Source organism: Streptomyces sp. NPDC018029, from assembly GCF_044327655.1.
In the GTDB taxonomy this organism is placed as follows: Bacteria; Actinomycetota; Actinomycetes; order Streptomycetales; family Streptomycetaceae; genus Streptomyces.
In genome coordinates, this window is the sequence record NZ_JBIRFV010000016.1 from 32,233 (window position 1) to 57,181 (window position 24,949).

23 protein-coding genes are annotated in these 24,949 nt (G+C 71.8%); 11 read left to right on the forward strand and 12 right to left on the reverse strand.

Annotation, left to right across the window (positions count from 1 at the left end; all coding sequences use genetic code 11):
• Positions 1 to 8 precede the first annotated feature (8 nt).
• From ACH4D5_RS35840 to ACH4D5_RS35855, 4 genes are all read right to left on the reverse strand, one after another.
• The gene (locus tag ACH4D5_RS35840) at positions 9 to 1,280 is read right to left on the reverse strand and encodes an APC family permease (RefSeq protein WP_398311377.1); all 1,272 of its coding nucleotides are present in this window, start codon (positions 1,278 to 1,280) and stop codon (positions 9 to 11) included.
• A gap of 26 nt (positions 1,281 to 1,306) precedes the next feature.
• The gene (locus ACH4D5_RS35845; RefSeq protein WP_398311380.1) at positions 1,307 to 2,098 is read right to left on the reverse strand and encodes an ArpA protein; all 792 of its coding nucleotides are present in this window, start codon (positions 2,096 to 2,098) and stop codon (positions 1,307 to 1,309) included.
• Between the two features lie 261 nt (positions 2,099 to 2,359).
• Positions 2,360 to 2,629 carry a hypothetical protein gene (locus ACH4D5_RS35850; RefSeq protein WP_398311383.1) on the reverse strand — a complete coding sequence of 90 codons (270 nt, stop codon included), beginning with the start codon at positions 2,627 to 2,629 and terminating at the stop codon, positions 2,360 to 2,362.
• A gap of 76 nt (positions 2,630 to 2,705) precedes the next feature.
• Positions 2,706 to 3,668, reverse strand: coding sequence for a LysR family transcriptional regulator ArgP (locus ACH4D5_RS35855; RefSeq protein WP_398311386.1), 963 nt, complete (start codon positions 3,666 to 3,668; stop codon positions 2,706 to 2,708).
• Between the two features lie 70 nt (positions 3,669 to 3,738).
• Between ACH4D5_RS35855 and ACH4D5_RS35860 the strand changes: the two genes are divergently transcribed.
• Positions 3,739 to 4,353: a LysE/ArgO family amino acid transporter gene (locus ACH4D5_RS35860; protein WP_398311389.1), complete on the forward strand. Its 615-nt coding sequence runs from the start codon at positions 3,739 to 3,741 to the stop codon at positions 4,351 to 4,353.
• Between the two features lie 19 nt (positions 4,354 to 4,372).
• On the opposite strand, the gene thrS is transcribed toward ACH4D5_RS35860, so the two are convergent.
• Together thrS and ACH4D5_RS35870 are read right to left on the reverse strand one after the other, a co-directional pair.
• On the reverse strand, positions 4,373 to 5,644 hold the full coding sequence (thrS, locus tag ACH4D5_RS35865) for a threonine--tRNA ligase (protein WP_398311392.1): 1,272 nt from the start codon (positions 5,642 to 5,644) through the stop codon (positions 4,373 to 4,375).
• A gap of 257 nt (positions 5,645 to 5,901) precedes the next feature.
• Positions 5,902 to 6,093 (reverse strand): DUF4236 domain-containing protein, encoded by a 192-nt coding sequence (locus ACH4D5_RS35870; RefSeq protein WP_160502320.1) that lies wholly within the window; start codon positions 6,091 to 6,093, stop codon positions 5,902 to 5,904.
• Positions 6,094 to 6,237: 144 nt separating this feature from the next.
• On the opposite strand from ACH4D5_RS35870, the gene ACH4D5_RS35875 reads away from it, so the two are divergent.
• From ACH4D5_RS35875 to ACH4D5_RS35885, 3 genes are all read left to right on the forward strand, one after another.
• Entirely contained in the window at positions 6,238 to 7,782 is a 1,545-nt protein-coding gene (locus tag ACH4D5_RS35875; RefSeq protein ID WP_398311395.1) for an alpha/beta hydrolase, read from the forward strand.
• A 149-nt stretch (positions 7,783 to 7,931) separates the two neighbouring features.
• Positions 7,932 to 8,105: a hypothetical protein gene (locus tag ACH4D5_RS35880; RefSeq protein WP_398311398.1), complete on the forward strand. Its 174-nt coding sequence runs from the start codon at positions 7,932 to 7,934 to the stop codon at positions 8,103 to 8,105.
• Positions 8,106 to 8,179: 74 nt separating this feature from the next.
• Positions 8,180 to 8,479: a hypothetical protein gene (locus ACH4D5_RS35885; protein ID WP_398311401.1), complete on the forward strand. Its 300-nt coding sequence runs from the start codon at positions 8,180 to 8,182 to the stop codon at positions 8,477 to 8,479.
• Positions 8,480 to 8,566: 87 nt separating this feature from the next.
• Here the strand turns inward: ACH4D5_RS35885 and ACH4D5_RS35890 are convergent, their stop codons facing one another.
• Positions 8,567 to 11,380: a BTAD domain-containing putative transcriptional regulator gene (locus ACH4D5_RS35890; protein ID WP_398311403.1), complete on the reverse strand. Its 2,814-nt coding sequence runs from the start codon at positions 11,378 to 11,380 to the stop codon at positions 8,567 to 8,569.
• 107 nt (positions 11,381 to 11,487) lie between these two features.
• On the opposite strand from ACH4D5_RS35890, the gene ACH4D5_RS35895 reads away from it, so the two are divergent.
• On the forward strand, positions 11,488 to 12,333 hold the full coding sequence (locus ACH4D5_RS35895) for a class I SAM-dependent methyltransferase (protein ID WP_398311406.1): 846 nt from the start codon (positions 11,488 to 11,490) through the stop codon (positions 12,331 to 12,333).
• Positions 12,334 to 12,355: 22 nt separating this feature from the next.
• Here ACH4D5_RS35895 and ACH4D5_RS35900 read toward each other — a convergent pair whose 3' ends face one another.
• Complete coding sequence (locus ACH4D5_RS35900) at positions 12,356 to 12,784, reverse strand: ester cyclase (RefSeq protein WP_398311409.1); 429 nt, start codon at positions 12,782 to 12,784, stop codon at positions 12,356 to 12,358.
• Between the two features lie 22 nt (positions 12,785 to 12,806).
• Complete coding sequence (locus ACH4D5_RS35905) at positions 12,807 to 13,439, reverse strand: FMN-dependent NADH-azoreductase (RefSeq protein ID WP_398311411.1); 633 nt, start codon at positions 13,437 to 13,439, stop codon at positions 12,807 to 12,809.
• A gap of 171 nt (positions 13,440 to 13,610) precedes the next feature.
• Here ACH4D5_RS35905 and sigJ point away from each other — a divergent pair, with 171 nt between their 5' ends.
• From sigJ to ACH4D5_RS35930, 5 genes are all read left to right on the forward strand, one after another.
• On the forward strand, positions 13,611 to 14,552 hold the full coding sequence (gene sigJ, locus ACH4D5_RS35910; RefSeq protein WP_398311414.1) for an RNA polymerase sigma factor SigJ: 942 nt from the start codon (positions 13,611 to 13,613) through the stop codon (positions 14,550 to 14,552).
• 87 nt (positions 14,553 to 14,639) lie between these two features.
• Entirely contained in the window at positions 14,640 to 15,824 is a 1,185-nt protein-coding gene (locus ACH4D5_RS35915; protein WP_398311417.1) for a serine hydrolase domain-containing protein, read from the forward strand.
• 161 nt (positions 15,825 to 15,985) lie between these two features.
• Complete coding sequence (locus ACH4D5_RS35920; protein WP_398311420.1) at positions 15,986 to 17,092, forward strand: GNAT family N-acetyltransferase; 1,107 nt, start codon at positions 15,986 to 15,988, stop codon at positions 17,090 to 17,092.
• A 2-nt stretch (positions 17,093 to 17,094) separates the two neighbouring features.
• Entirely contained in the window at positions 17,095 to 18,324 is a 1,230-nt protein-coding gene (locus tag ACH4D5_RS35925; protein ID WP_398311423.1) for a DegT/DnrJ/EryC1/StrS family aminotransferase, read from the forward strand.
• Between the two features lie 33 nt (positions 18,325 to 18,357).
• Complete coding sequence (locus ACH4D5_RS35930; protein WP_398311426.1) at positions 18,358 to 18,885, forward strand: SRPBCC family protein; 528 nt, start codon at positions 18,358 to 18,360, stop codon at positions 18,883 to 18,885.
• A 14-nt stretch (positions 18,886 to 18,899) separates the two neighbouring features.
• Here the strand turns inward: ACH4D5_RS35930 and ACH4D5_RS35935 are convergent, their stop codons facing one another.
• Positions 18,900 to 19,649 carry a dienelactone hydrolase family protein gene (locus ACH4D5_RS35935; RefSeq protein ID WP_398311429.1) on the reverse strand — a complete coding sequence of 250 codons (750 nt, stop codon included), beginning with the start codon at positions 19,647 to 19,649 and terminating at the stop codon, positions 18,900 to 18,902.
• Between the two features lie 184 nt (positions 19,650 to 19,833).
• Here ACH4D5_RS35935 and ACH4D5_RS35940 point away from each other — a divergent pair, with 184 nt between their 5' ends.
• On the forward strand, positions 19,834 to 22,971 hold the full coding sequence (locus tag ACH4D5_RS35940; protein ID WP_398311689.1) for an ATP-binding protein: 3,138 nt from the start codon (positions 19,834 to 19,836) through the stop codon (positions 22,969 to 22,971).
• Here ACH4D5_RS35940 and ACH4D5_RS35945 read toward each other — a convergent pair.
• Both ACH4D5_RS35945 and ACH4D5_RS35950 read right to left on the reverse strand, forming a co-directional pair.
• Positions 22,952 to 23,743, reverse strand: coding sequence for an ABC transporter permease (locus ACH4D5_RS35945; protein WP_398311431.1), 792 nt, complete (start codon positions 23,741 to 23,743; stop codon positions 22,952 to 22,954). The genes ACH4D5_RS35940 and ACH4D5_RS35945 overlap by 20 nt on opposite strands.
• Entirely contained in the window at positions 23,740 to 24,744 is a 1,005-nt protein-coding gene (locus ACH4D5_RS35950) for an ATP-binding cassette domain-containing protein (protein ID WP_398311434.1), read from the reverse strand. Before ACH4D5_RS35950 ends, ACH4D5_RS35945 begins: the two co-directional genes overlap by 4 nt.
• Positions 24,745 to 24,949 lie beyond the last annotated feature (205 nt).

Genomic DNA, 24,949 nt, shown 5'->3' on the forward strand with positions numbered 1-24,949 from the left:
TCGGGGGGTTAGGTGACGCGCTTGCGCAGCCACCGCTCGGCGATGACGGCGACGAGCAGCATCGCCAGGGCGATGACGACGCTGACGCCGAAGAACGGCAGCATGACGACGGTGGCCGCGATGACCGCCAGGTTCAGGCGGGCGGTGCGGCCCCGGGGGAGGAGCCGGGTGGCGGAGAGGAAGGCCATGAGGAAGATGAGCAGGTAGGTCGCCGATGAGGCCTTGATCAGTGTGGTCTCGCTGGAGTCGGTGGCCAGGAGGATGACGACCGACACGGCGTACCCGGGCAGGAGGGCGAGGACAGCGCGTGCCGGGACCCTGCCCCGCGGGGTGAGCCGGCTGAGGCCGGTCGGCAGGAGGCCGTCGCGGGCGAGTGCGAAGACGACCCGCGAGGTGCCGAGGCACCAGGCGTTGGTGGTGAGCAGCAGCAGAATTCCAGCGACGAGATATCCGGCGCTGCGCAGCCCGGATCCCGTGGCCGCCTCCAGGAGCCGCACGAACGCCGTCAGATCCGACTGGCCCGCGGACGTCTCGGGCAGGGCCACGGAGACGGTGAACGCCATGGCGAAGTACAGGAGCCCCACACAACAGACGGCGTAGAGAATTCCTTTGGGGAAGGTGCGGCCGGGGTCGCGCACTTCCTCGGCCACCGGAGCCGCGTTCTCCCAGCCGATGAATCCGAAGAAACAGATGAGCAACGTACTGCCGAGAGCGCCCCAGCCGTGCGGCGCGAACGGCGCGAGGCGCGTGTAGTCCCCCTGGGGAAGGGCCAGACAGATGACGAAGGCCAGCAGGAGCACCACGGTGCCGAGAACCACCATCTGGGCGCGCGTACTGACCCTGATCCCGCAGAGGTTGAGCAGCACGCAGAACACGATGACGGCGGAGCCCGCGAGGAGGGCCGCCCGGTTCGACGCCGTGGGTTCGACCGCTGCGAGCAGATAGCGGCCGGCCGCGAGGCCGAGCACCGGATTTCCGGCGAGCAGCGTGATGAGGAGGAAGACGGCGGCGATCCGGCCCGCCCGGGGCCCGAACGCCGCTTCCACGAACTGGGCGACGCCCTTGCTCGTGGGGTGCCGTACGGACAGCGTCGCGAAGATCAGTGCGAAGGGGTAGCTGTAGAGGATGAGCAGCCCCCAGGCGACCAGGGACAGCGGCCCCGCCTCGGCCCAGGCGAGAGCGGGAATCAGGAGCACGCCGGCGCCCATCACGGAGGTGACGTAGTGCGCCACGAGACCCGAGGTGCCCAGCCGGCGCGGCAGCTGAGGGGGCTCGGGCACCTGGGTCCGAGCCCCTTCGGCTGAGGTCATACGGTCTGCCTCGGCGGCTGCCCCGCCTGCTCGTCGCGCGAGCCGTTCCAGAGTCCGTCCATGGTTTCGTGGCTGATCTGTTTGTGCAGGTCACCCTGGGAGGCGTAGCCCATGTTGATGATCAGGCGGCGGCCGCTGCTCAGCGGATAGACGCGGTGCAGGGTGGTGTCGGTGCGCATCAAGTAGAGGTCGCCCGGGCGTAGTTCGAAGGAGTGGATGGGCTGTGCGATGAACTGGCGGTGCAACTGCGGGTCCTGCTTGTTCCAGTACGTGCGGGGCACGCACTGGACGAATCCGCCGTGCTCGGCGGGCGGGCAGGCGACGACCCAGACGAGCGCGAAGCTGTAGTCGTCCCAGTGCCATCCGTGCGTGTCGCCGGACTGCTCCAGCTCGGTGATCACGTACCGCTCCGGCTCGTAGGGACAGGTGAGCACGGGCTCGCCCGCGACCTTCCCCAGCGCGTCGAGGAGATCCGCGGAGGCGTACACCGCCGGAATGACCGAACCGTGCTCGCTGATTTCCTTGTGGCGGACATTGCGCATCAGCCGAGGCGTGCCGCCGGTTTCCTTGAAGCGCATTCCGCGGCGGACGCCGTGTTCGGCGACGAGGCTTTCGATCTCGTCCGCAACCGATGATTTGACATGGTCAGGAACGAGGAAGGGCAATTTCGCGAATCCGAGCTGGAGGAAATCGCGGCGCGCGCCCTCCAGCAGGTGGTCCTCGACATTTTTGACGAGGTGTTCCGAGAGGGACTGGACGAGGCCCCCGATCCGGTCGTCCGGTCGCATGACCAGCTCCCCACATGGTCGGCAGGAGGTGTGTTCACTTCGGTCTTTTCGAATACCGAAGCCTACCGGGTCGACCTGTGGGCACCATCGAAAGCGATGAGTTCAAGCCAGTGCGGCGCGGTGTGCCTGGCCGGAGCCTGGAGGCGTCCATTCAGAAGGCCGAGCTCCGTTTTACATGATTCACGTGAAACGAAGCAGCGTTATTTTTGACGCGAACATTCTTTCTGTCACATTGTCGTATTGTCGCGGGAAGGTGTGGTGTCAGCCGTCCGACCGGTCGGCGACCCGCACCGAGAGCCCGTAGTCCAGCTCGGCCCCGTCGACGAGCAGCGCCTCGACGGACCGCGTCGCCGGGTCGATGTCGGCCTCCATGCCGCCCCCGACGTAGCGCGGATAGCCGGACGCGCCGGTCTCGCCCGTGGCGACCACCACCGCGGAACGCAGCGCATGGTCACCGCCGATCGTCCCCGTCCCGCCCTCGGTGAACTCGGGCACCAGCAGAAGCTCGTAACTCCGCGGATCAGTCGTCATGCCAGTGACGCTAGACAGGAGTCGCCCGCACCGCACGTTCTGTCCACCGCGTGTCACCGGCTCCGGGGCCGGCCGGTCACTGGTCCAGGGCCTGGGCGGCCGCGGTCACCACCGCGTCCGCCAGCGCGGCCAGCGCGGGCGAGTCGAGCTTCCACTGCTGCCAGAACAGCGGTACGTCCACGACCCGGTCGGGGTCGAGCAGGGTCAGCGCGCCCGCCCGCAACAGGGGCTCGGCCTGAGCCTGCGGCACCACGCCCCAGCCGAGACCCGCCTCGACCGCCTCGAGGAAGCCGCGCGACGAGGGAACGTAGTGCCGCAGCGGGCTCGCGCCGCGCCCGCCCGTCACCTTGCGCGCGAAGTCGTCCTGCAGGCAGTCGCGGCGGTCGAAGAACACCGCGGGCGCGTCCGCGAGGACCTCCCCGAGCGGCACGCGCGGCCAGTCGCCGAGCCGCCGTGCCGCGAACCCTGGCGAGGCGACCGGCAGATACCGCATCCGCCCGAGCCGCCGCACCGTACAGCCCGACACCGCGTCCGGCGACGACGTGACAGCGGCCATCACCGAGCCCTCGCGCAGCAGTGACGTCGTGTGGTCCTCGTCCTCGCGCCGCAGCTCGAAACAGACCCGCGGCTCGTCGGGCATCCGGGCCAGGGCGGTCAGGAACCAGGTCGCGAGCGAGTCGGCGTTCACCGCGACCGGCAGGACGGCGGGCTCGCCCGTGTCGCTGATGCCGAGCTCGGCGCGCGCGTCCCGCTCCAGGCGGGCCAGCTGCCGGGCGAACCGCACGACGACCTGTCCCGACTCGGTGGGCCGCACCGGTTTCGTGCGCATCAGCAGCACCCGCCCTGTACGGCGCTCCAGTGCCTTGACGCGCTGGCTGACCGCGGGCGGCGTGACGTGCAGGGCGGCCGCCGCGGCGTCGAAGGTGCCCTCGTCGACGACGGCGAGGAGCGTCCGCACGTGTTCGAGCGGCAGCTCCGAGAGCGCCCCGGACGGAAGGCTCGTCCGCCCTGCCTCTTTGGCCTTCTCGGTATGCGGCATCACGCTTGCTTAAGGTACATGAGAATCTTTACCTGTACTTAGTGCATCAGTGATCCTTAACGTCGAAGCCATGGGAACAGCACTGACCGCCGCGGCCGCCGGATTCGGCACCGGACTCTCGCTCATCGTCGCCATCGGCTCGCAGAACGCCTTCGTGCTGCGCCAGGGCATCCGACGTCAGGCGGTGTTCAGCGTGGTGGCCATCTGCGCCCTCTCCGACATGGTGCTCATCGGGGCGGGCGTCGCCGGAGTCGGCACCCTCGTGACGGCCTGGCCCCCGGCGATGACCCTCGTCGGCCTGATAGGCGGAGGCTTCCTCCTCTCGTACGCCGTCATCGCCGCGCGCCGCGCCCTGCGCCCCACCGCGATGACGGCCGTCGGCGAGACGGCCGGATCACGGCGTGGCGCGCTGCTCGCCTGCCTGGCCATGACCTGGCTCAACCCGCACGTCTATCTCGACACGGTCCTCCTGCTCGGCTCGGTCGCCGCCGGCCATGACGGCCTCCGCTGGGCCTTCGGCGTCGGCGCCATGCTCGGCAGCGTGTGCTGGTTCGCCGCGCTCGGCTACGGCGCTCGGCTGCTCAGCGGCTTCTTCGCGCGGCCCGCCTCGTGGCGGGCGCTGGACTTCCTGATCGCGGCGACGATGACGGTCATGGGCGTGACGCTGGTCGTCGGCGCACTCTGACCCTCGCCTCCTGCCGCGGTCAGGCGTCCCACAGTTCGGCCCGGTGCGCCCCGACGAGGGCGCCGATGCGGGCCAGGGCCTCAGCGACGGGCAGCGCGTCGAGGCGCCGCCCGTCCCGCAGCCGCAGCGCGACCAGGTCGTCGGCGTCCTCCTTCGCGCCGACGACGGCCTGGTAGGGCACGAGGCGGGCGGCCCGGACGCGAGCGCCCAGGCTGCCCTCCCCGGGCCCGGCGAGCTCCGCCCGCAGCCCGAGCTCGGCGCACCGCCGCAAGAGGCGCTCGGCACCGGGCAGTTGCGCCTCAGAGACCGGCAGGACCACCATCTGGGTCGGGGCGAGCCAGGCAGGGAAGGCTCCGCCGTGCTGTTCGACGAGATGGGCGACGGCTCGCTCCACGCTGCCGATGACGCTGCGGTGGACCATCACCGGGCGGTGCTTGGCGCCGTCCGCGCCTACGTAGCGCAGATCGAACCGTTCGGGCTGGTGGAAGTCGACCTGGACGGTGGAGAGGGTGGCCTCGCGGCCCGCTCCGTCGACGACCTGGACGTCGATCTTCGGTCCGTAGAACGCGGCCTCGCCCTCGACCGCTTCATAGGGCAGCCCGGACCGGTCGAGGACCTCGGTCAACAGGTCGGTGGAGCGCCGCCACTTCTCCGGATCGGCGACGTACTTGCCGCTGGGGCCGGGCAGGGACAGCCGGAAGCGGGCCGGACGGATGCCCAGTGCGTCGTACGCGCGGCGGATCATCCCCAGAGCGGCGCTCGCCTCGTCGGCGACCTGGTCCAGGGTGCAGAAGATGTGTGCGTCGTTGAGGTGGATGGCCCGCACCCGGCTCAATCCGCCCAGTACGCCGGAGAGTTCGGCGCGGTACATGCCGCCGAGCTCGGCCATGCGCAGCGGCAGCTCACGGTAACTGTGGGACCGGGAGCGGTAGATGAGCGCGTGGTGCGGGCAGAGGCTCGGTCGCAGCACCACCTGCTCGCCGCCCAGGTCCATCGGCGGGAACATGTCGTCGCTGTAGTGCGACCAGTGCCCGGAGATCTCGTACAGCTCCCGCTTTCCGAGCACGGGCGAGTACACGTGCCGGTATCCGGCGCGCCGTTCGGCGTCGCGGATGTACTCCTCCAGGGCGTGCCGCACGGCCGCCCCGTCCGGCAGCCAGTACGGCAGTCCGGAGCCCATCAGTGGGTCGGTGCCGAACAGGCCGAGTTCGCGGCCCAGTCTGCGGTGGTCGTGCGGTGCGTCGCGACGGTCGTCGTCGGCAGCGTCGGCCAGGCGGGTCATGTTGTTCATCGAGGTCTCCTCGCGGACATCGGGCGAGTGACCTTCCGCGAGCAGAAGCCCCGGGGCACTCGCCCCGGGGCTTCGAACTGAGCACATCGATCAGCGCGCCGGGACACTCTCCGACGTCGTCGTCATCGCGGCGCGCTTCTTCATGCCGGTGACCGTAACAGGACAGGTCCCGGCACGGCATCGCATTTTTGGGGAGCGGCTGTGTGAGGAGGGCTCTGTGAAGAGCAGCTCTATGGGGAGCGGCTCTTGGACGGCTTTCAGCGCCGCTTCGTCGTACGCCGCCAGCCGAACGGACCCGGCAGGTCCATCGACGTGGTGCGCCGACCGGTGCTGCTGTGAGTGCGGCGGGGTCCGTGACGGCCTCCCGTGGTGAGGGACCACGAGCGCTTGTTGATGTTCAGCCGAACCCCGGGAAGTATCCGGAAACTCTTGCGGAACGTGAGTGGCATGAACTCCTCCTTGCGTCCGTCCGCGAGTACCCGCACCGGGGCGCTCCTCACGGCCCCCTAGGTGGCTGTTCGGGGTAAACCCCCACACGGGTGGGCCAGTTGGGAGGATGTGGCCGCTCCGTCCCGGCGGCGAAGATCCTCCGTATGACAAAGATCCTCAGTACGACGAAGAGCCTCGCTACGACGAAGACCAAGCGGAACACCGCCTTGCTGGCCGCCTCCGCGTCCGCCGTCGTCCTCACCCTCACCGCGCCGCTCGCCGCCTCCGCGGCACAGGCCGCACCGGCCGCGTCGGCGGCCGCCACCGCGCCGCTCGACTGGACGAAGTGCGAGGGCCAGGCGCCGGGCTCGCGGCAGGAGTGCGCGACGCTCGACGTGCCGATGGACCACGCCCACCCCGAAGGCAAGAAGATCGAGATCGCGATCTCCCGCGTCCCCAGTGAGAAGCCCGCGGCCCGCCGCGGCGCTCTGCTGCTGATCCCCGGCGGGCCCGGCGGGTCCAGCATCAACGACCCGTCCGGCAAGGGGCAGGAACTGCCCCGGAGCGTGCGCGACGCCTACGACCTGATCGGCTTCGACCCCCGCGGCCTCGGCCGTTCCACCCCGGTCGACTGCGGCTTCGAACACGCCGACCTCGCCTCGACCAGCCTGCGCCCCTGGACCGCCCCGGACGGCTCCGTCACCGGCAACATGGCCACGGCGAAACGCCTGTCCGACGCCTGCGCACGCAACGGCGGCGAGCTGATGCGCCACATCAGCACCGCCGACAACGCCCGCGACATCGACCGCATCCGCGCCGCACTCGGCGAGGAGAGACTCTCGGCGTGGGCGGTCTCCTACGGCACGTACGTGGGCGCCGTCTACAGCCGGCTGTTCCCGCACCGCACCGACCGGATCGTGCTGGACAGCAACGACGATCCCGACCCCCGCCGGGTCGGCCGCAACTGGCTCGCGGCGCACGAGCAGGGCGTCGAGGACACCTTCCCGGAGTTCGCCGCATGGGCCTCCGCGCCCGGCCACGACTACCGCCTCGCGGACACGGCGGCCGAAGTGCGCCCGCTCTTCCTCCGCCTCGCCGCCCGCCTGGACCGCGAACCGATCCCCTGGCGCGGCGCCAACCCGGCGGTCCTGAACGGCAACGTACTGCGGCAGGCCATGCTCACCGCGATGGCCGACCCCGACGACTTCCCCGATCTCGCCCGGCTGATGCTCGGCGCCCAGAAGGGAGAGCTGCCGCCCGCACCCCAGGCGCCGCCCGAGAAGGCGCTGCAGAACTCCCTCGCCGTCGGCTCCGCGACCCTCTGCAACGACGTCGCGTGGCCAACCTCACCCGCCGTGTATCAGAAGGGCGTCACCGAGAGCCGTGCCAAGTATCCGCTGACCGCCGGCATGCCCAGGAACGCGATGCTCTGCGCCGCCTGGCCGTTCCGGCCGAAGGAGCCCGCGGTCCGCGTCACCGACCGCGGCCCGTCCAACATCCTCCTCGTCCAGAACGAGCGCGACCCCAACACCCCGCTGAGCGGCGCCCTGAAGCTGCGTGAGGCGCTGGGCCGCCGCGCGGTCATGGTGACGGTCGACGCCACCGGGCACGACGTCTACCTCGCCAACGGAAACGCATGCGGCGACCGGACGGTCACCCGCTTCCTGGCCACGGGCAAGAGGCCCGGTCAGGACATGTACTGCGGCTGAGCCGCCCGCCGCGTGTGAAGGTGGTCACAAGCGGCCGTCTCATGATCGGGGTCGGGTGCCATCGGGGCACCGAGTTCGCGTAAGGTCGCGGGTCGGCCGCCCACGGCCGACCCGATCACAAGTAGTCACCGAACAAGGAGCCGCAGGTCATGCCGGCCAATGACGCCACCCAGGCGCCGATCTATCACACCCTCGTCCAGGAGCACGGCGATGTCGTCGCCACGGCCCGCAAGGCCGCGGAGGAGACGCAGCAGACGGCCGAGGACCTGTTGGACTTCAGCACACCCGCCCGGCCGGGCACGCCCACCGGGCCCGCGTCCTAGCGGCGCCGGCGCGGCACGGGCGCCGGGCGGGCCGCCGCTCGCGCCGGCCCCGGCCGATCGGCCAGGATGGCGCAATGGATTACGAGTACTGGAAAGACATCCACGACCGCGGCGGCATCCCCGCGGTCAAGAGCGCCCTGGAGGACCTGCCCGGTGACCTGCCCCCGCAGGACGCCGACGCCGCGACCGCACTGGCCCTCCAGGTCATCGAGGACGACATCGCCCGGATCAACGCACGGGCGGACCGGGCCGAGGCGCGGGCCCGCGCGCTGGCCGAGCAGGCGCGCGAGGTGAACCAGCAGCTCACCGAGCACGCCACACAGTCGAAGGACGCCGCCCGTACGGCGGACGGTGAGCCCTCACCGGGCACCTGACACGACACCGCGCGTACCGCCCCCTCGGGGACGCGCCACCGACAACACCACAGCCAAGGACGCCACCCCGGTACGCACGCGCTGCGGTCACGTACGCGCCATCAACCGCACCATCGCCATGTCGTACCGCGCCTGCAGTCCCGCGTCCGCCGAGACGCGGAGGAGTGCCCCGAGGGCGCGGACCGCGCCGTCGTCGTAGCCCGATGTCTCCGCCTCGCGGGCCGCGCTCTCCAGTCGCCGGATGCCCTCGGTCTCGTCGCCCATCCCCAGCAGCGCCTCCCCGATCACGGTGCGCAGCAGCACCCGGGCCGCCGTGGACGCCTCCGACGGGCTGTCGAGGTCGAGGGCGGCGACGGCCGTCTCGAAGGCCGCCTGCCACTCCCTGGCGTCGAGACGGTGCCGGGCGAGGTGGTAGAGCGCGAGACGTTCGGTGTTCCGGTCGCCGACGCTGTGCGCGAGCTCCGCCGCGAGCGCGCACCCCTCGGCGGCTTCCTCGGGGCTGCCGAGTTCGGCCTGGGCGAGCGACAGGTTGATCAGCGCGGTCGCCTCGCCGCGGGTGTCACCGGCGCGGGCGGCGAGCACCGGCGCGGCCTCCAGATGGACCAGCGCCTCAGGGGTGCGGCCCTCCTCCGTCAGGACCCAGCCGAGCAGGGCACGGACCCGTGACTCGGCGCGCGCGTCGCCGTCGGCCTCGGCCGCCTCAAGTGCCGTCCGCAGCAAGGGAGTCCAGTCGTCCCGCACCCGCCACACGATCTGCGGCCAGAGCGCGAGGACGATCCGCCACGTTCTGCCGTGCAGCCCGGCGGCGTGCGCCGCGGCCGCCGCCAGCGTCAGGTCGTCGCGCTCGGCCGCGTACCAGTCCATGGCCTGCTCGCGGTCGGCGAACTCCCTCGTCGCCGGCGGTGAACGGAAGTCCGGGGGCAGCGTGAAGCACGACTCGTCACCGGGCTCCGCCGCGTCCGCGGCGGCCAGCGCCGTCGCCACGCTGTGGTCGAGCCCGCGCACCAGGACGTCGGGCCCGGCCTCCAGGCTGCGCGCGTACAGCCGCACGAGGTCGTGCAGCGTCCAGCGGTCCGGCGCGGTCCTGATCACGAGGTGCGCCGCCGTGAGCTTGTCGAGCGCCGCCTCGGCCGCGACCGGGTCCGTACCGGCGAGGGCCGCGGCCGTGTAGCGGTCGACGTGCGTGCCCGGGTGCTGTCCGAGCGGGGCGAAGTGGTGCGCGGCGTCGTCGGGCAGCCTGCGCACGGTCAGCCGCAGCGCCGCCCGGACGCCCGTGTCCTCCACGTCCAGCAGGCTCAACCGGCGTGACTCGTCCGAGAGTTCGGCACACATCGCGCTCAGCGACCAGTCCGGCTGGTCCGCGAGCCGCGCGGCCGCCACCCGCAGCGCGAGCGGAAGCCCGCCGCACAACTCCGCGAGGCGCCGCGCCGCCACCTCTTCCGCGAGCACCCGCTCCTTGCCGAGCACCGCGGTGAGGAGGGCGGTGCTGTCCTCCGGTTCGAGGACGTCCAGGGGGACGGGCCGGGCGGCGTCGGAGGCGATGAGCCCGCGCAGCCTGTACCGGCTCGTGACCACGGTGACGCACTCCGCACCGCCCGGCAGCAACTCCCTGACCTGCTCGGACGCACGCGCGTTGTCGAGTACGACGAGGAGTCGGCGGTCGGCGCACAGGGACCGGAAGAGCGCGGACGCGCCGCCCGCCGACTCCGGGACGCGGCGCGGCGCGACACCGAGCGCCAGCAGGAACTCCCGCAGCACTTCGAGGAGAGCCGGTTCACCCGTGTCGCTGAAGCCGCGCAGATCGGCGTAGAGCAGGCCGCCGGGGAACAGCTCGCGGTTGCGGTGCGCCCAGTGCGCCACGAAGGCGGTCTTGCCGACTCCGGCGGGTCCGGTGACGAGGCAGACGGGCGCTTCACCGGCGGCGGCCCGGGAGAGCGCGGTGAGCTCAGCGGCGCGCCCGTGGAAGCCGCGCGGCATGCGGGGCAGGAGGTCGACCGGGCCGGGCAAGGGCAAGGGCGTGGGCGAGGGGGAAGGCGGGAGGCCGGGGACCGGGGAAGGGACAGCGGCGGCCACGGGCGCGGGGGAGGGGGCGCTGGTCGCAGCCGGTGCCCCAGCCGTGGGCCGGGCCGGAGCCGGCTCCCGTGCCGCGTCTCCTCCCTCACCCTCGCCGCGCAACACATCGGTGTAGGCATCGGCCAGTTCCCGGCCCGGGTCGACCCCCAGCTCGTCGGCGAGCAGCCGTCGGGTGCGGTGGAAGCAGTCGAGCGCCTCCGAGCGGCGCCCCGCCCGCTGCAGTTCCCGCACGAGCGCGGCGGACAGCGACTCGCGCAGCGGGTGGACACTGGCCTCCGCGCGCAGCACGGCCGCGGCCCGGGCGTGCTCGCCCATCCGTGAGTAGGCGGCGGCCAGCGACTCCACCGAGGCGAGGCGGAGTTCCTCCAGCGCCTGGGCGGCCGTCTGCAGCGGCTGACTCGGATACGCGCCGGTCAACGCGGGCCCCTGCCACAGCGACAGCGCCTCCTGGTACATCGCCACGGCGTCGGCGGGCGCGCGCTGGCTGCGGGCCAGCGTCACCAGTTCCTCGAAACGGTGCGCGTCGAGCAGTGACTCCGGCATCCGCAGGACGTACGCCGTGCCCTGGGTGAGCAGTTCGACGCCGAACATGTCGGCGTCCGCACCGGTGAGCAGGGCCCGCAGCCGCGACACGTGCCCCTGGATGACACCGCGGGCCCGTGTCGGCGGCTCGTGGTCCCACAGCGCGTCCGTCAACTGGCCGACCGGGACCGGGTGGTTCGGCCTGAGCAGCAGAGCGGCGAGCAGGCTGCGCCGCTTGGCGGGACCGAGCGGCAGCACGCCGACCTCAGTGGCGACGGAAACCGCTCCGAGCAGCCGGAACTCCACTGGTGCAACTCCTCTGGCGGGAAAAGATCCAGATTACCGCTCACGGCCGCGTACCTTTCGCGCAGGAGCGGACCGGTAGCCGGTGGTACGAGAGGTGGCGAGCGGGCATGGCGGCCGACTGGGAGTGGGACGAGACGTTGTTCGCGGGAGCCGCCGCACACTACGCGCGCGGACGGCTTCCCTACGCGCCCGGACTGGCGGACGCCTTGGCAGATGCCCTGGAACTCGATGGGCGAGGACGCCTCATCGATGTGGGCTGCGGCCCGGGGACCGTCGCGCTGACCCTGGCCCCGCTGTTCGGCGAAGTCGTCGGCGTGGACCCCGACGGCGACATGCTCGCCGAAGCCGGCCGCGCCGCCGCCGCGAGGGGAGTGGCCGGGCGGACGCGCTGGGTGCGGGCCCGGGCCGAGGACTTGCCCGCGGGGCTCGGCACCTTCGCCGTCGCGACCTTCGCCCAGTCCTTCCACTGGATGGACCGCGACCCGGTGGCGGCGACCGTCAAGCGCATGCTGCGTCCCGGCGGTGCCTTGGTGCACATCTCCGACCTGAAGTCGGAGCCGCGCACCGTCGCGGGGCTCCCGTACCCGCCACCACCCCACGCCGCCGTGGACGAACTGGTCAGGCGCTACTTGGGACCGGTCCGCCGGGCAGGCCGCGGAGTGCTGCCGAGGGGCACCCCCGGCGGCGAGGCGGCGGTGTTCACCCGGGCGGGCTTCTCCGGGCCCCGGCGCCTTGTCGTCCCGGGCGGACCGACCCTGGAACGCTCGGCCGACGACGTCGTCGCGGGGGTGTTCTCGCTGTCCAGCTCGGCGCCGCACCTGTTCGGGACGGAACTCGACCGCTTCGAGGCGGACCTGCGCCGACTGCTGCGGAAGGCCTCCGCGTCGGGCCGGTTCTCCGAACCGAGCCCGAGCACAGAGGTCTTCGTCTGGTGGAACGACACGGCGTGCTGACGCCTGACCAACCGTCTGTCGCTCACGTCCGGATCAGGCCGAGTTGTTTCATCTGTGCCAGGACGTCGACGAGCCCCCAGGTCTCAGCGATGCGGCCGTCGACGAACCGGACGATCATGATCTCTTTGTAGGTGATGGATTTGCCGGTCGGCGGGACGCCCATGTACGCGCCCCGGTGGGTTCCGGTGACGGTGTTCCTGAAGACCAGCTTGTCCCTCTCCGCGATGACGTCCTCGACCTCGACGTGCAGGTCGGGAAAGGCGCGGAAAAGTATGGCGCCCACCTGCTTGAGCGCTTCGGCTCCCGTCGCGTCGACCGGCAACGGTGTGCGGATCAGCACGTCCGGGGCGACGACCTCGTCGACCGCCTTACAGAAGAGCTCCAAGTCACCGCTGCTCTGGGCCTCGTGCAAACGGTTGAACGCCGCTTTGTTACGTGCTGTCTGGTGCATCGGTATGTCACTTCTCCTCGCTTCATTTCGTTGCGGTTGCGCGGCCGGCTTCTCCAGCCGCCACGAGGGCTTTCGTGTGCAGGTCCGCGGCGAGGTCCCTGAGATGCTCCATGCCGGGGGAGGTGGCGGCGAGAGTGAGTTCCCGTTCGACGACGGTGAGGTCGGCCTGCCAGATGTCGGCGAGGACGCGCCTGAGGTACGGGGTGGAGTGGTCCCAGCCCTCGCGTGGGGTGCCGTCGGCGTAGCCGCCGCCTCGCACGGTGGCCAGGACCGTCGGCTTGTCCTTGAGCAGCGGGCTGCCCACGGGTGCCCCGGCGATGACCAGGTCGGCCCAGGTCTTGAAGTGCTGGGAGACACCGAAGTTGTACAGCGGCACGGCCAGTACCACCGCATCGGCGGCCGTCAGCTCCGCGACGAGCGATTCGGCGAGCAGGCGAGCGTCGCGCTGGGCGGGCGTGCGGTCGGGTTCGGGCGTCAAGGCGCCGATGTGGGCCTGTGCCCAGGCGTCGGCGGGCAGTGGATCGGTGCCCAGATGGCGGCGCACCACCGGCTCGTGCGGGTGGGCCGCGGTCCACTCCGCTTCCACGATGTCGGCCAGTTCGGCGCTGGCCGAGGTGCCGGGAAGGATGCTGGCGTCAAGCCGGAACAGGCTCATGGTGTCTCCCTGGGGTGCTGCCGTGCCGATCCGGCGGACCGGCCGGCGAGTTCGTCTCGGCACTTCGACAACCCGGCCCCACCGAATGTGAGGCGACACACCGGCCTCACTTTCCGGCACGCTGTCTTGTCGGTGAGGGTGAAGGCAGACACGACCGAGGGAGCCGTCACGATGACCACCCCGCCGCCCGCGCCGGGACTACGCAGACCGGAACCAGGACTCGACGCGCTCATGGGCGAGCGGCGCCACCTGATCAATCTCGCCTACCGGCTGCTGGGCTCCCTCGCCGAGGCCGAGGACGCCGTGCAGGAGACGTACACCCGCTGGTACGCCATGTCCCGGCAGCAGCAGGACGCCATTGATTCCCCCGGCGCCTGGCTGACGACGGTCGCCAGCCGTATCTGCCTCAATGTGCTCGGCTCGGCACGGGCCCGGCGGGAGACCTACGTCGGCGAATGGATCCCCGAGCCCCTGCCGGAGCCCACGGAGTGGATCAGCGGGCGGCCGGGCGGTGGGGCCGTCGACCCGGCCGACCGGGTGACCCTGGACGAATCGGTCAACCTGGCGTTCCTGGTGGTGCTCGATTCGATGACGCCGGCCGAGCGCGTCGCGTTCATCCTGCACGACGTCTTCCGCTACTCCTTCGCGGAAGTGGCCGAGATCGTCGGCCGCACACCGGCGGCATGCCGCCAGCTGGCCTCTTCCGCCCGGCGCCGCACCCGGGCCACGCAGCCTTCCGCGACCCTGCCGGCCGAGCGCGCCGGCATCGTCAGAGACTTCAAACAGGCGTGGGAGGCCAAGGACATAGACGCACTCCTCGGCCTGCTCGACCCCGACGCGACGGCGATCGGCGACGGAGGCGGCCTCGCCACCACGTTCCTGGACCCCATCGAAGGCGGCGAGCAGGTTGCGCGCGCCTGGGTCGAGATCGCCCGCCGCAGGCCCGACGACATGACGTTCATGGAACGTACGGTCAACGGTCAGCCCGGTGTGGTGGCCGAGCAGGACGGCGTCGTCGTGACGGTCTTCGCCTTCGAGGTCGTGGACCGGAAGATCAAGCAGATCTTGGTGGTACGCAACCCCGAGAAGCTCCGCGGCTGGACGACGCGCTGAGTCTGTCCCTCAACCTCCGACGGCCGTTTGCGGTCTTGCCGCACGAGGGGCGACGGAGGCCCCGCGGGCGAGAGCGAGGAGTGCGGAATGGTGTTACGGAAGAGCTCGAAGTTCGGCGTGGTGGGTCTCGTGGCGGCCGCGATGGCCGCCACGGCCTTCGTCGCCCCGGCGCAGGCGGTCCCGGAGAGGCCGGATGCACCGGACACGGCTCCCGCGGCGCAGGGCCACCGGGCCACCCAGCGCGCGATGGACGCCGCCGTGCGGGCGGGCCACACCCCCGGCATCACGGCACAGGCACGCGACCGCCACGGAGTCTGGGCGTCGACGTCGGGCGTCGGGGACCGCACCACGGGCGCCCCGCGCGGCAAGAACGACCGGTTCCGCGTCGGCAGCATCACCAAGACGTTCGTGGCGACCGTCCTCCTCCAACTGGAGGCGGAGGGCGAGCTCGATCTCGACGACACCGTGGACCGCCACCTCCCCGGCCTGATCCGCGGCAACGGGAACGACGGCCGCAAGATCACCGTCCGGCAGCTCCTCAACCACACCAGCGGTCTGTTCGACTACCTCGCCGACGAGAAGTACGTCGAGAAGTACATGCGCGGCGACGGCTATCTCAAGCACCGCTACGACACCCTGCCGCCCGAGAAGCACGTGGGAGTGGCCCTGGCGCACAAGCCGTTGTTCGAGCCCGGCGCCAAGCACTCGTACTCGAACACCAACTACGTCCTCGCCGGGCTGATCATCGAGGCGGTCGGCGGCAGGACGTACGAGGCGGAGGTCCACGACCGCATCATCGAGCCCCTGGGGCTGAAGGCCACCACCAACCCCGGCAACAGCATCCGCCTGCCCCGGCCCAGCAGCCGCGGCTACTCCAAGCTCTTCCCGTCGGACCCCGGCCGGATCGACGACATCACCGAGATGAACGGCTCACAGGGCTGGGCCGACGGCGACATCATCTCCACCACCGGCGACCTGAACCGCTTCTACAACGCCCTGCTGCGCGGCAAGCTCCTGCCTCCGAAGCAGCTCAAGGCGATGCGGACCACCGTCACGACCCCCAACGCCCCCGACATGGCCTACGGGCTGGGCATCACCCGCTTCAAGACGAGCTGCGGCATGACTCTCTGGGGCCACGGCGGAGGCATGGTGGGCTGGCTGTCCCTGGCCGTCAGCACCTCGGACGGCCGGCACCAGCTCTCCTTCAGCTACAACGGCGACTGGGACGAGGGGTCCATGCAGAGGGTCATGGAAGCCGAGTACTGCGCGTGACCGGCGGCCCGGCTCCGGCCCCGGCGCGAGTCGGTACCCCTGGCGGTCGGCGCCCTTGACACCTGCGTACGGTTTCGCGACCTTTGAGCCTCGCAGGCCCAGGGGATGGGGAACGGGGGAGCGGCCGGCCATGACTTCCATCGAAGGACGGTCCGCCTGAGATGGACATATCGATCCACGGTCTCGACGGGCTGAGCGCCTCGCTGCAGGGTGCCTGGCACCGGGCCATGGACGAGTCGCCGCACTTCGGCAACCCCTTCCTCGCACCGGAGTTCGCGATGGGCGTCGCCAGGCACCGCGGCGGCGCCTGGGTGGCGGTCCTGCGCGAGCAGGGCGAGCCCGTCGGCTTCTTCCCGTACGAGCGCAACTCCTTAGGGGTGGGCCGGGCCATCGGGCTCGGCCTCTCCGACTGCCAGGCCCTCGTGCACCGCCCCGGCGTCACCTGGGACACCCGCGAACTGCTGCGGGCCTGCCACCTCTCCGTCTTCGAGTTCGACCACCTCGTGGAGGGCCAGACGCCCTTCGCCGAGTACGTCACGGGCACGTTCGCGTCACCCGTGCTCGATCTCAAGGCCGACGCCGAAAGCTACGCGAAGTGGCTGCGCGGCGCCTACCCCGGCCTGGTCAAGACGACACTGAAGAAAGAACGCCGCCTGAGCCGCGACATCGGCGAGATGCGGTTCGTCCACGACGAGCGCGACCCCGGGATGCTGCGCACACTCATGCGCTGGAAGTCCGCCCAGTACCGCAGGACGGGCCGCATGGACCGGTTCGCGAAGCAGTGGATCGTCGATCTGGTCGACGACCTGTTCCAGATCCGCGAAAAGCACTTCACCGGTGTGCTGTCGGTGGTGTACGCGGGCGACCGGCCGGTGGCCGCGCACTTCGGGCCGACGTCGCCCACCGTGTTCGCCGCCTGGTTCACCGCGTACGACCCCGAGTTCGGCTACTACTCGCCCGGCCTGCTGATGCACCTGCGGATGGCCGAGGCCGCGGGCCGGGCCGACGTGCGGATCATGGACATGGGCCGGGGTGACAAGGAGTACAAGGACTGGCTGAAGACCCGCGAACTACGCGTGGCTGAAGGATTCGCGACCCGCCCCCACCCGGTGGCGACGGCGCACCGGCTGTGGCGCAGACCCGTACGCGGCCTGCGCAACACGGTTCTGGCCCACCCCCGCCTGCGGGAACCGGCCGACCGGCTGCTGAAGACCGCCGGCACGCTGCGCACGTCGCGCCGAGGGGGCGACCAAGGCAACGGAGGCTGAGCATGTCGTACGGATCGGGGCTCGCCACGGCGATGGCGCGCCGACTGGGACGCCCCTGCGTCTACACACCATCGGCACGGCTCGCGCTCTACCTCGCGCTGCGGCACTGGTGCCGGCCCGGCGCGCGCGTGCTGATGTCGCCGGTCAACGACGACGTGATCCTCTTCGTCGTCCTCGCGGCCGGACTGCGCCCGGTGCAGGCGCCCGTCTCCGCCCGGGACGGCAACATCGACCCCGCCGCCGTCCCGGAGGAGACCTGGCGGAACGTGGACGCCGTCCTCACCACGAACCTGTACGGCATGCCCGACCGCGTCGTCGAACTGCGCCGCCGCTGCGACCAGTTGGGCATCCCGCTGTTCGAGGACGCCGCCCACGCGATCGGCACCCGCGTCGCCGGGCGCCCGATCGGGACGTTCGGGAAGGCCGCGGCGTTCAGCCTCTCCAAGCACGTGGCGGCGATGGCCGGCGGCTTCCTCGCCGTCGAGGACGAGCGCACCCGCCGAAGACTGGAAGAACTGCGCGACGAACTCCTGGTGCCGAGCAGCCTCCGCACCGACCTCACCACCACCCTGCGCCCGCTGGCACGTTCAGCCGTCCGCGGCCTCCACCTGGTCCACCCCGTGTGGCGCACCATGCGGCGCCTCGGGATGCTGGAGCGCGACACCTTCCGCATGGACCTCCACGCGCCCCGCCTCGCCCGCTGCGCCTCCGAGGCACCGAGCCTCACCGCGTACGAACCGTGGGTCCGTGTCGACCTGCACGGCTACCGGTCCCGCCACGGGGCCCTGGTCCGCGCCCAGTTGAGGGCGCGCATGGCCCGCCTCGACGACGACCTCGCCCGGCGCGGCGTGGGTGCGTCGCTGCTCGCGCGGACCACCTGGGCGTCCCCGGCGCTCCGCGACCGAACCGCGGACGGCGGGCCTCCGCCGCTCTTCCGTGTGCCGCTCCTGGTCCAGGACCGCGACATCCTGGTGGACCGCCTGGTCCGGCACGGCGTGGTCACCGGATACATCTACGACCCGCCGCTCGACGACTACGCGGGCGCGGAGTTCGTCGAACCGTCCCCCGACCCGTCGGCCGCCCGCTGGTTCGCCGCGCACGCGCTCCCGGCGGACCCGCTGCTCGCCCAGCAGATCAACAGGGCGCTGTCGAAGGAGCGGGCGACCCCGGCGCGACCGCCGTCCGGCGACCGCGAGGAGCGGCCGCTTCCCGCCCGACCTACTGGCGGGTAAGGTCAAGGGCCGCCGAGGAACGGAGCATTCCCCATGGCCCGCACGTTCACCGTGTCCCGCAGCATCGTGGTCCAGGCGCCGCCGACGGCGGTGTACGAGCAGCTCAGCCGGCCCGCGCGGATGGGCCGCTGGAGTCCGGAGAACCTCGGCGCGACCGTGCCGGGCCCGGACGAACCGGCCCGGGTGGGCCTGGTCTTCGACGGGCACAACAGGCGCGGAGCGGTCCGCTGGACCACCCGCTGCACGGTGACCGCGGCGGACCCGGGCAACCGCTTCGCCTTCCGGGTCCACGCGATCGGCCTGAAGCGCCCTCGCTTGCGTGCACCCATCGCCACCTGGGAGTACCGCTTCGAGGAAGCGGACGCCGAGGTGGCGGGAGCGGCGGCGACCCGGGTGACCGAGACCTGGACGGACGACCGGCGCTCGTGGCCGGACCCCGTGGCGAACGTCTTCGACCGGATCGCCACGGGGGGCCACACCTTCGCCGCGTTCCAGGTGCGGAACATCGACAGGACCCTGCACAACCTCAAGAAGGAACTGGAGGGCGTGCGGGACCGCTGAGGTGCAGCTGACCCTCAGCGGCGGGCCAGGGTGCGGTCGAGCAGGGGCAGCAGCCGGTCCCAGTGGCGCTGCAGCGCGGCGGCGCTGAAGGCGTCGGTGTCGGACATGGTGAAGCCGTGGACGGTGTCGGGGTAGATCTCGGTGCTGTACCCGACCCCCGCGGCATCCATGGCCCGGTTGAGCTCGCCGATCGCCTCGGGCGTCAAGTCGCCCTCGGCGAGGCCGATGTGGACCTCGGCCGTCAGCTTGTGGATGAGGCGGTGGGGGCTGTCGGCCGCGTCGGTCACCAGGAAGCCGGGGTGGAATCCGGCGACGGCGGCCACCAGGTCCGGGTGGGCCGTCGCGGTGCGCATCGCCAGGGCGGCGCCCAGGCAGTAGCCGATCACACCCACCGGCCCGGCGCCGACCTCGGGCTGGTCGTTCAGAAACGTCAGGTAGGCGTCGGCGTCCCGCAGCACGCGTTCGGTGGTGTGCGCCTCGACCAGCGGCATCGCCTGGGCGAAGACCGCGGGCCGTGCTTCTTCCCCGATGTGCTCGGGCAGGTCGAGCACCGGCGCGGGGCGGTGCCGGTAGTAGAGGTTGGGGACGAGCACGTAGTAACCGTGCCCGGCCAGCTCGCGGGCCTTGTTCTCCAACTCGGGCCGCAGACCGAAGGCATCCGGGTACAGCAGCACTCCCGGATGCCGCTCACCCTGGTCAGGAACGGCGACGAACGCGTCGGCCAGGCCGTCCGCGGTGGCGATCTGCACTGTCTTGTCGGGCAAGTTGTTCCTTCCTTGGGCCGTTGCGCGGGGCACAGCCCGTAGCGGGGCTGGTCAACCAAAGATCAACCCGGTTGTACGGCACGGTATGCGCTGCACCGTCACGAGGTCGTCACCGGGGTGCGCGCTGTGGGTCGGCCAATCCGCCGTTGGCTAATCTGCCGGGGTGACCATCGACCCTGCCCGGGTGCCCATCGACCTGACGCTGCTGCCGCGTGTCGCCCACCGCGGGCGGGAGGTCACCGCGCCCCGGCTCCGCGCCCTCCTCGCGCTGCTCGCCGCCGAGCCGCGTACGGGCTGCGGCGTCGAGCGGCTCGTGGCGGGGCTCTGGCCGGACGCGCTCCCCGAGCGGCCGGGCAAGGCGCTGCAGGTCCTCGTGTCCAGGGCACGGGCGCAGCTGGGCGCCGATGTCGTCGTGAGCACGCCGACCGGATACCGGCTCGGCCTCGCCGAGGACCGGATCGACAGCTCCGCCCTGCTGCTGCACGCCGCCGCGAGCACGGAGCGGGCCAGGGCCGGGGACCACGCGGGGTCGCTCGCGGCGGCCGAGGCCGGGCTCGCGCTGTGGGAGGGCACCCCGGACGGGGCCGACGGCACGGACGATCCCGTCGCCGCGCTGCGCGCCGAACGCGCGCCCACGCACGGCACGCTCGTACGCGCACGGGCACTCGCGCTCGCCCGCCTCGGACGGCACGCGGAGGCGGCCGAACCGCTGGCCTTCGTCGCCGCCGCGCATCCGCGCGACGAGGAGGTGCTCGCCGAACTGCTGCGCGCCGAGGCCACGACGGCGGGCCCGGCCGCCGCGCTGACGCGGTACGAGACGTACCGCCGCGAGCTGCGCGACGCACTCGGCACGGACCCGGGCGCCCGGCTCACGGCCGTACAGCGGGAACTCCTCCACGGCGAGACGCCCGCGAACAGGCACAGCGTGCCGCACGAGCCGAACCAGCTCCTCGGCCGCGACGAGGACATCGCGGCCGTCCGGCGGCTGCTGCGCGACTCCCGCGCCGTCACCGTCATCGGCCCCGGCGGCCTCGGCAAGACCCGGCTCGCACACGCCGTCGGCCGCCGGGCCGAGCAGCGAGTGGTGCAGGTCGTGCCGCTGGCCGGGGTCACCGCGGACGAGGACGTGGCCGCGGAGGTCGCCGCCGCGCTCGGCGCGGGAGAGGGCCGGTACGGCGCCATCGGCGGCCACGCCTCGACCGACCCGGTGTCCGCCATCCGCGCCGTGCTCGGCACGGAGCCCGCGCTGCTGGTCCTCGACAACTGCGAACACGTCGTGCGGGGCGCCGCACACCTCGTACAAACCCTGCTCTCGTCCGCCGGGAACCTGCGGGTGCTCGCCACCAGCCGGTCCCCGCTCGACCTCACGTCGGAAGCGCTCTACACCCTGCCGGAACTCGGACTCGACACCTGCGTCGAGCTGTTCACCCAACGCGCCAGGGCCGCCCGGCCCGGCGTGGACCTGCCGATGGACGAGGTCACCGAGCTCTGCCGCCACCTCGACGGACTGCCGCTCGCCGTGGAACTGGCCGCCGCGCGGGTACGCGTCCTCTCCGTGCCTCAGATCGCCCGCCGCCTCGGCGACCGGTTCGCACTCCTCCGCGGCGCCGCCCGGGACGTGCCCGAGCGCCACCGCACGCTGCACGCGGTCGTGGAGTGGAGCTGGCACCTCCTCGCGGAACCGGCCAGAGCGGCGCTGCGCACCCTGTCCGTCTTCCCCGGCGGCTTCTCCGGCGAAGCGGCGGAACACGTACTCGGCGACGACGCGCTGTCCCAACTGGAACAGCTGGCCGGTCAGTCGCTGCTCACCGTCGCCGACAACCCGACCGGCGTACGGTTCCGCATGCTGGAGACCGTACGGGAGTTCAGCGCGGCCCGGCGCGCGGCGGCGGGCGAGGAAGAAGCGGCCGTCGGACGGCTCCTCGCCTGGGCGCGGGACTTCGGAGTCGCGTACCACGACGTGCTCGCCGGCCCCGCGCCCCTGGCGGCCAGGGAACTCGTCAAGGCCGAGCAGGACAACCTCGTCGCCGCGCTGCGGCACGCCCTGCCCCGTACCGACGGCCCCACCACCGCCGCCGTCACCGCCGTCCTCGCCGCCCTGTGGTCGACCGACTCCAACTTCCCCCGCCTCACCGCCCTGGCCGCCGAGACCGGCCCACCGCTGTCGCACTACCACCCCGAACCGGAATACGTCGAAGTCACCCGCGCCGCCGCCGTGTTGTGCACGCCCAGCCTGTTCACGGGCCACGGCCCGCATGTCGCACGGCAGCTCGTCATCCTGCGGCGCCTGCCCCCGGCCCCGCCGGACACCCTGCTGCGCGCCACCGCCGTCGTGCTGAGCGCCATCCCCGACATGCTCCCTCCGCACCACGAAGTGCTGCGCCGGCTCTGCGACAGCGAACAGCCGCTCGTCGCCGCCGTCGCCGAGTGCGTCGCCACGTACGTCTGGGAGTACGAGCACGACATCGACCGCGCGCTGTCATCGGCTCGACGGATGAACACCGCACTGGAGCGGATCGACAATCCGTCCCTGCGGCTCCTGTGCCACTCGCGGCTGAGCGAGCTGTGCCTGAAGACAGGGCGGGGCGACGCCGCGTACGGATATCTCAAGGCCGCGCTCGCGCTGCTGCCGCGGCTCGGTGACGAGAACGACTACATCGGCATTCGCTCCGCCCTCGTCCTCGCCTGTCTGCAGCGCGACGACCCCGACGAGGCCGAGCACTGGCTGCGGCAGGCCGAGGGCGACCGCACGCCGCGGCAGGACGCCTTCTACAGCCCCGACCTCGGCGGACGCGCCGAGATCGCACTCGCCCGTGGACACACGGAGGCCGGGCTCGGCCTGTGGCGGCGCGCCATGGAGCGGCTGCCGGAGGCCCGCCCAGCGGGAGACGGCGACCCGTGGACCGACCCGTGGGCGCTGGTGATCCAGTCGGCGGCGGTGACGGCACACGCCCACGCCGGCCGCCTCGAACCGGTCACGGAACCGGTCGGCCGACTGCGACGGCTGCTGCGGACCCTGCTCGGCGGCCCGTCCGGCTCGCCCATGGACCTCCCCGTGATCGGAACGGTCCTGCATGCCCTCGGCATGGCGGGTATCGCGTCCGGCGACGCCTCCGCCGTACGGATGATCGCGCTGGCCGAAAGGCTGCGGGTGCTGCGCGAGTTCCAGCCGACGATGTCGGAGACCCGTGCCCGGCAGGCGGCCGAGAACGCCGACAGGGCGGCGTACACCGACGCGGTGTCGGAGTATGCCGCCCTGGGGCGGGACGAGCTGCGGGCGGCGGCCCGCGCGCTCGTGCCGGCTACTTCAGTTCGCGGTTGAACAACGACGTCGACCAGAGGTAGCCGAGTCCGGCCAGGCCGAGGCACCAGCCGACGGCGAACCACCCGCTGTCCCCGATCGCGCTGCCGAGCAGCAGGCCGCGCAGGGTCTCGATGGCGGGGGTGAACGGCTGGTACTCGGCGATCGGCTGGAACCAGCCTGGCATCGCGGCGACGGGCACGAAGGCGCTGGAGATGAGCGGGAGGATCATCAGCGGCATCGCGTTGTTGCTGGCCGCCTCGGGGTGAGGGCTGGCCATACCCATCCCGACCGCGATCCAGGTGAACGCCAGGGCGACCAGCGTCATCAGCCCGAACGCCGCCAGCCACTCCACGACGGTGGCGTCCGTCGACCGGAAGCCGATGGCCACGGCGACCGCGCCGACGAGGGCCACGCTGAGGATCGTCTGGAGCACGCTGCCGACGACGTGCCCGATGAGCACGGAGCCGCGGTGGATCGCCATCGTACGGAAGCGGGCGATGATGCCCTCGGTCATGTCCATCGAGACGGACACCGCGGTACCGGCCGGAGTGGCACCGATGGTCATCAGCAGGATGCCCGGGACGAGGTAGGCGATGTAGTCCGAGCGATCGGCGCCGCCGCCACCGATGCCGGCGCTCATCACGTCCCCGAAGACATAGACGAAGAGCAGGAGCAGGACGATGGGCGTCAGCAGGATGTTCAGGGTGAGGGACGGGTAGCGGCGGGCGTGCAGGAGGTTGCGGCGGAGCATCGTGGACGAGTCGCGCACGGCGAGGGAGAGGGAGGTCATCGGGCGGCTTCCATGTTCTGGTCGGATGCGGGGTTGCCGGTGAGGGCGAAGAAGACGTCGTCGAGGTCGGGGGTGTGGACGGTCAGTTCGTCGGCCTCGATGCCTGCGGAGTCGAGGCGGTCGAGGATGGCGCGCAGGGCGCGCTGGCTGCCGTCGCTGGGGATGTGCAGAGCGAGTGCTTCGTCGTCGCGGGTGACTTGGTCCAGGGTGCGGGCGGCGGTGCGGTAGGCGTCCGGGTCACTGAACCGCAGCCGCACATGCCCGCCCGGGACGAGCCGCTTCAGTTCCTCGGCGCTGCCTTGGGCGGCGATGGTGCCGTTGTGCAGGACGGCGATGCGGTCGGCGAGCTGGTCGGCTTCTTCGAGGTATTGGGTGGTGAGGAAGACGGTGACGCCGTCGGCGACCAGGCCGCGAATGATCTGCCACATGGTGTGGCGGGAGCGGGGGTCGAGGCCGGTGGTGGGTTCGTCGAGGAAGATGATGCGCGGGCTGCCGACGAGGGTCATGGCGATGTCGAGGCGGCGCTTCATGCCGCCGGAGTAGGTGGCGGCAGGCTTGTGGGCGGCTTCGGTGAGGCCGAAGCGCTCCAGCAGTTCGGCGGCGGTCCTCCGTCCTTCCTGCTTGGGTAGGTGGTGCAGGTCGGCCATGAGGAGCATGTTCTCCTCGCCGGTGATGAGGCCGTCGACGGCGGAGAACTGGCCGGTGACGCCGATGGTGGCGCGGACGGCCTGCGGGTCGGCGTCGATGTCGTGGCCGGCGATCCTGACCCGGCCGCCATCGGCGCGGACGAGGGTGGAGAGGATCTTGACGGCGGTGGTCTTGCCGGCGCCGTTGGGGCCGAGCAGGGAGAAGACGCTGCCGGTGGGCACGGTCAGGTCGATGCCGTCGAGGACGGTCTTGTCCCCGTACGCCTTGCGCAACCCGTACGCCGCGATGGCGAGCGAGTGCGGAGCGGTACGAGTCGTGGTGGATGAAGTGGCCGTTCTCGTCGTAGGACTCATGCGGCAGAGGCTGTGGCACACCGCGTTCAGCGCGGTTTCACACCGGTTTCAGGACACCGGAACTCGCCGGAACCTCCGGAACCTGCCGGAACCCCCGGCACCTGCCGGAACCGTCCGGGCGCGTTCCCATCCGACGGATGGGGGCGATTCACCTGGCGGGAGGGGCGCGCCAGGGAACCCGCGCCCCCATCCGTCGGTCGGGTCC

Excerpts from the sequence above, each read along its gene's own strand:
- ACH4D5_RS35845 (WP_398311380.1), bottom strand. The coding sequence starts at position 2,098 with ATGCGACCGGACGACCGGATCGGGGGCCTCGTCCAGTCCCTCTCGGAA.
- ACH4D5_RS35900 (WP_398311409.1), bottom strand. The coding sequence starts at position 12,784 with ATGCACCAGACAGCACGTAACAAAGCGGCGTTCAACCGTTTGCACGAG.
- ACH4D5_RS35870 (WP_160502320.1), bottom strand. The coding sequence starts at position 6,093 with ATGCCACTCACGTTCCGCAAGAGTTTCCGGATACTTCCCGGGGTTCGG.
- ACH4D5_RS35860 (WP_398311389.1), top strand. The coding sequence starts at position 3,739 with ATGGGAACAGCACTGACCGCCGCGGCCGCCGGATTCGGCACCGGACTC.
- ACH4D5_RS35895 (WP_398311406.1), top strand. The coding sequence starts at position 11,488 with ATGGCGGCCGACTGGGAGTGGGACGAGACGTTGTTCGCGGGAGCCGCC.
- ACH4D5_RS35945 (WP_398311431.1), bottom strand. The coding sequence starts at position 23,743 with ATGACCTCCCTCTCCCTCGCCGTGCGCGACTCGTCCACGATGCTCCGC.
- ACH4D5_RS35880 (WP_398311398.1), top strand. The coding sequence starts at position 7,932 with ATGCCGGCCAATGACGCCACCCAGGCGCCGATCTATCACACCCTCGTC.
- ACH4D5_RS35920 (WP_398311420.1), top strand. The coding sequence starts at position 15,986 with ATGGACATATCGATCCACGGTCTCGACGGGCTGAGCGCCTCGCTGCAG.
- ACH4D5_RS35885 (WP_398311401.1), top strand. The coding sequence starts at position 8,180 with ATGGATTACGAGTACTGGAAAGACATCCACGACCGCGGCGGCATCCCC.
- thrS (WP_398311392.1), bottom strand. The coding sequence starts at position 5,644 with ATGAACAACATGACCCGCCTGGCCGACGCTGCCGACGACGACCGTCGC.
- ACH4D5_RS35950 (WP_398311434.1), bottom strand. The coding sequence starts at position 24,744 with ATGAGTCCTACGACGAGAACGGCCACTTCATCCACCACGACTCGTACC.
- ACH4D5_RS35850 (WP_398311383.1), bottom strand. The coding sequence starts at position 2,629 with ATGACGACTGATCCGCGGAGTTACGAGCTTCTGCTGGTGCCCGAGTTC.
- ACH4D5_RS35925 (WP_398311423.1), top strand. The coding sequence starts at position 17,095 with ATGTCGTACGGATCGGGGCTCGCCACGGCGATGGCGCGCCGACTGGGA.
- ACH4D5_RS35930 (WP_398311426.1), top strand. The coding sequence starts at position 18,358 with ATGGCCCGCACGTTCACCGTGTCCCGCAGCATCGTGGTCCAGGCGCCG.
- sigJ (WP_398311414.1), top strand. The coding sequence starts at position 13,611 with ATGACCACCCCGCCGCCCGCGCCGGGACTACGCAGACCGGAACCAGGA.
- ACH4D5_RS35915 (WP_398311417.1), top strand. The coding sequence starts at position 14,640 with ATGGTGTTACGGAAGAGCTCGAAGTTCGGCGTGGTGGGTCTCGTGGCG.
- ACH4D5_RS35875 (WP_398311395.1), top strand. The coding sequence starts at position 6,238 with ATGACAAAGATCCTCAGTACGACGAAGAGCCTCGCTACGACGAAGACC.
- ACH4D5_RS35855 (WP_398311386.1), bottom strand. The coding sequence starts at position 3,668 with ATGCCGCATACCGAGAAGGCCAAAGAGGCAGGGCGGACGAGCCTTCCG.
- ACH4D5_RS35905 (WP_398311411.1), bottom strand. The coding sequence starts at position 13,439 with ATGAGCCTGTTCCGGCTTGACGCCAGCATCCTTCCCGGCACCTCGGCC.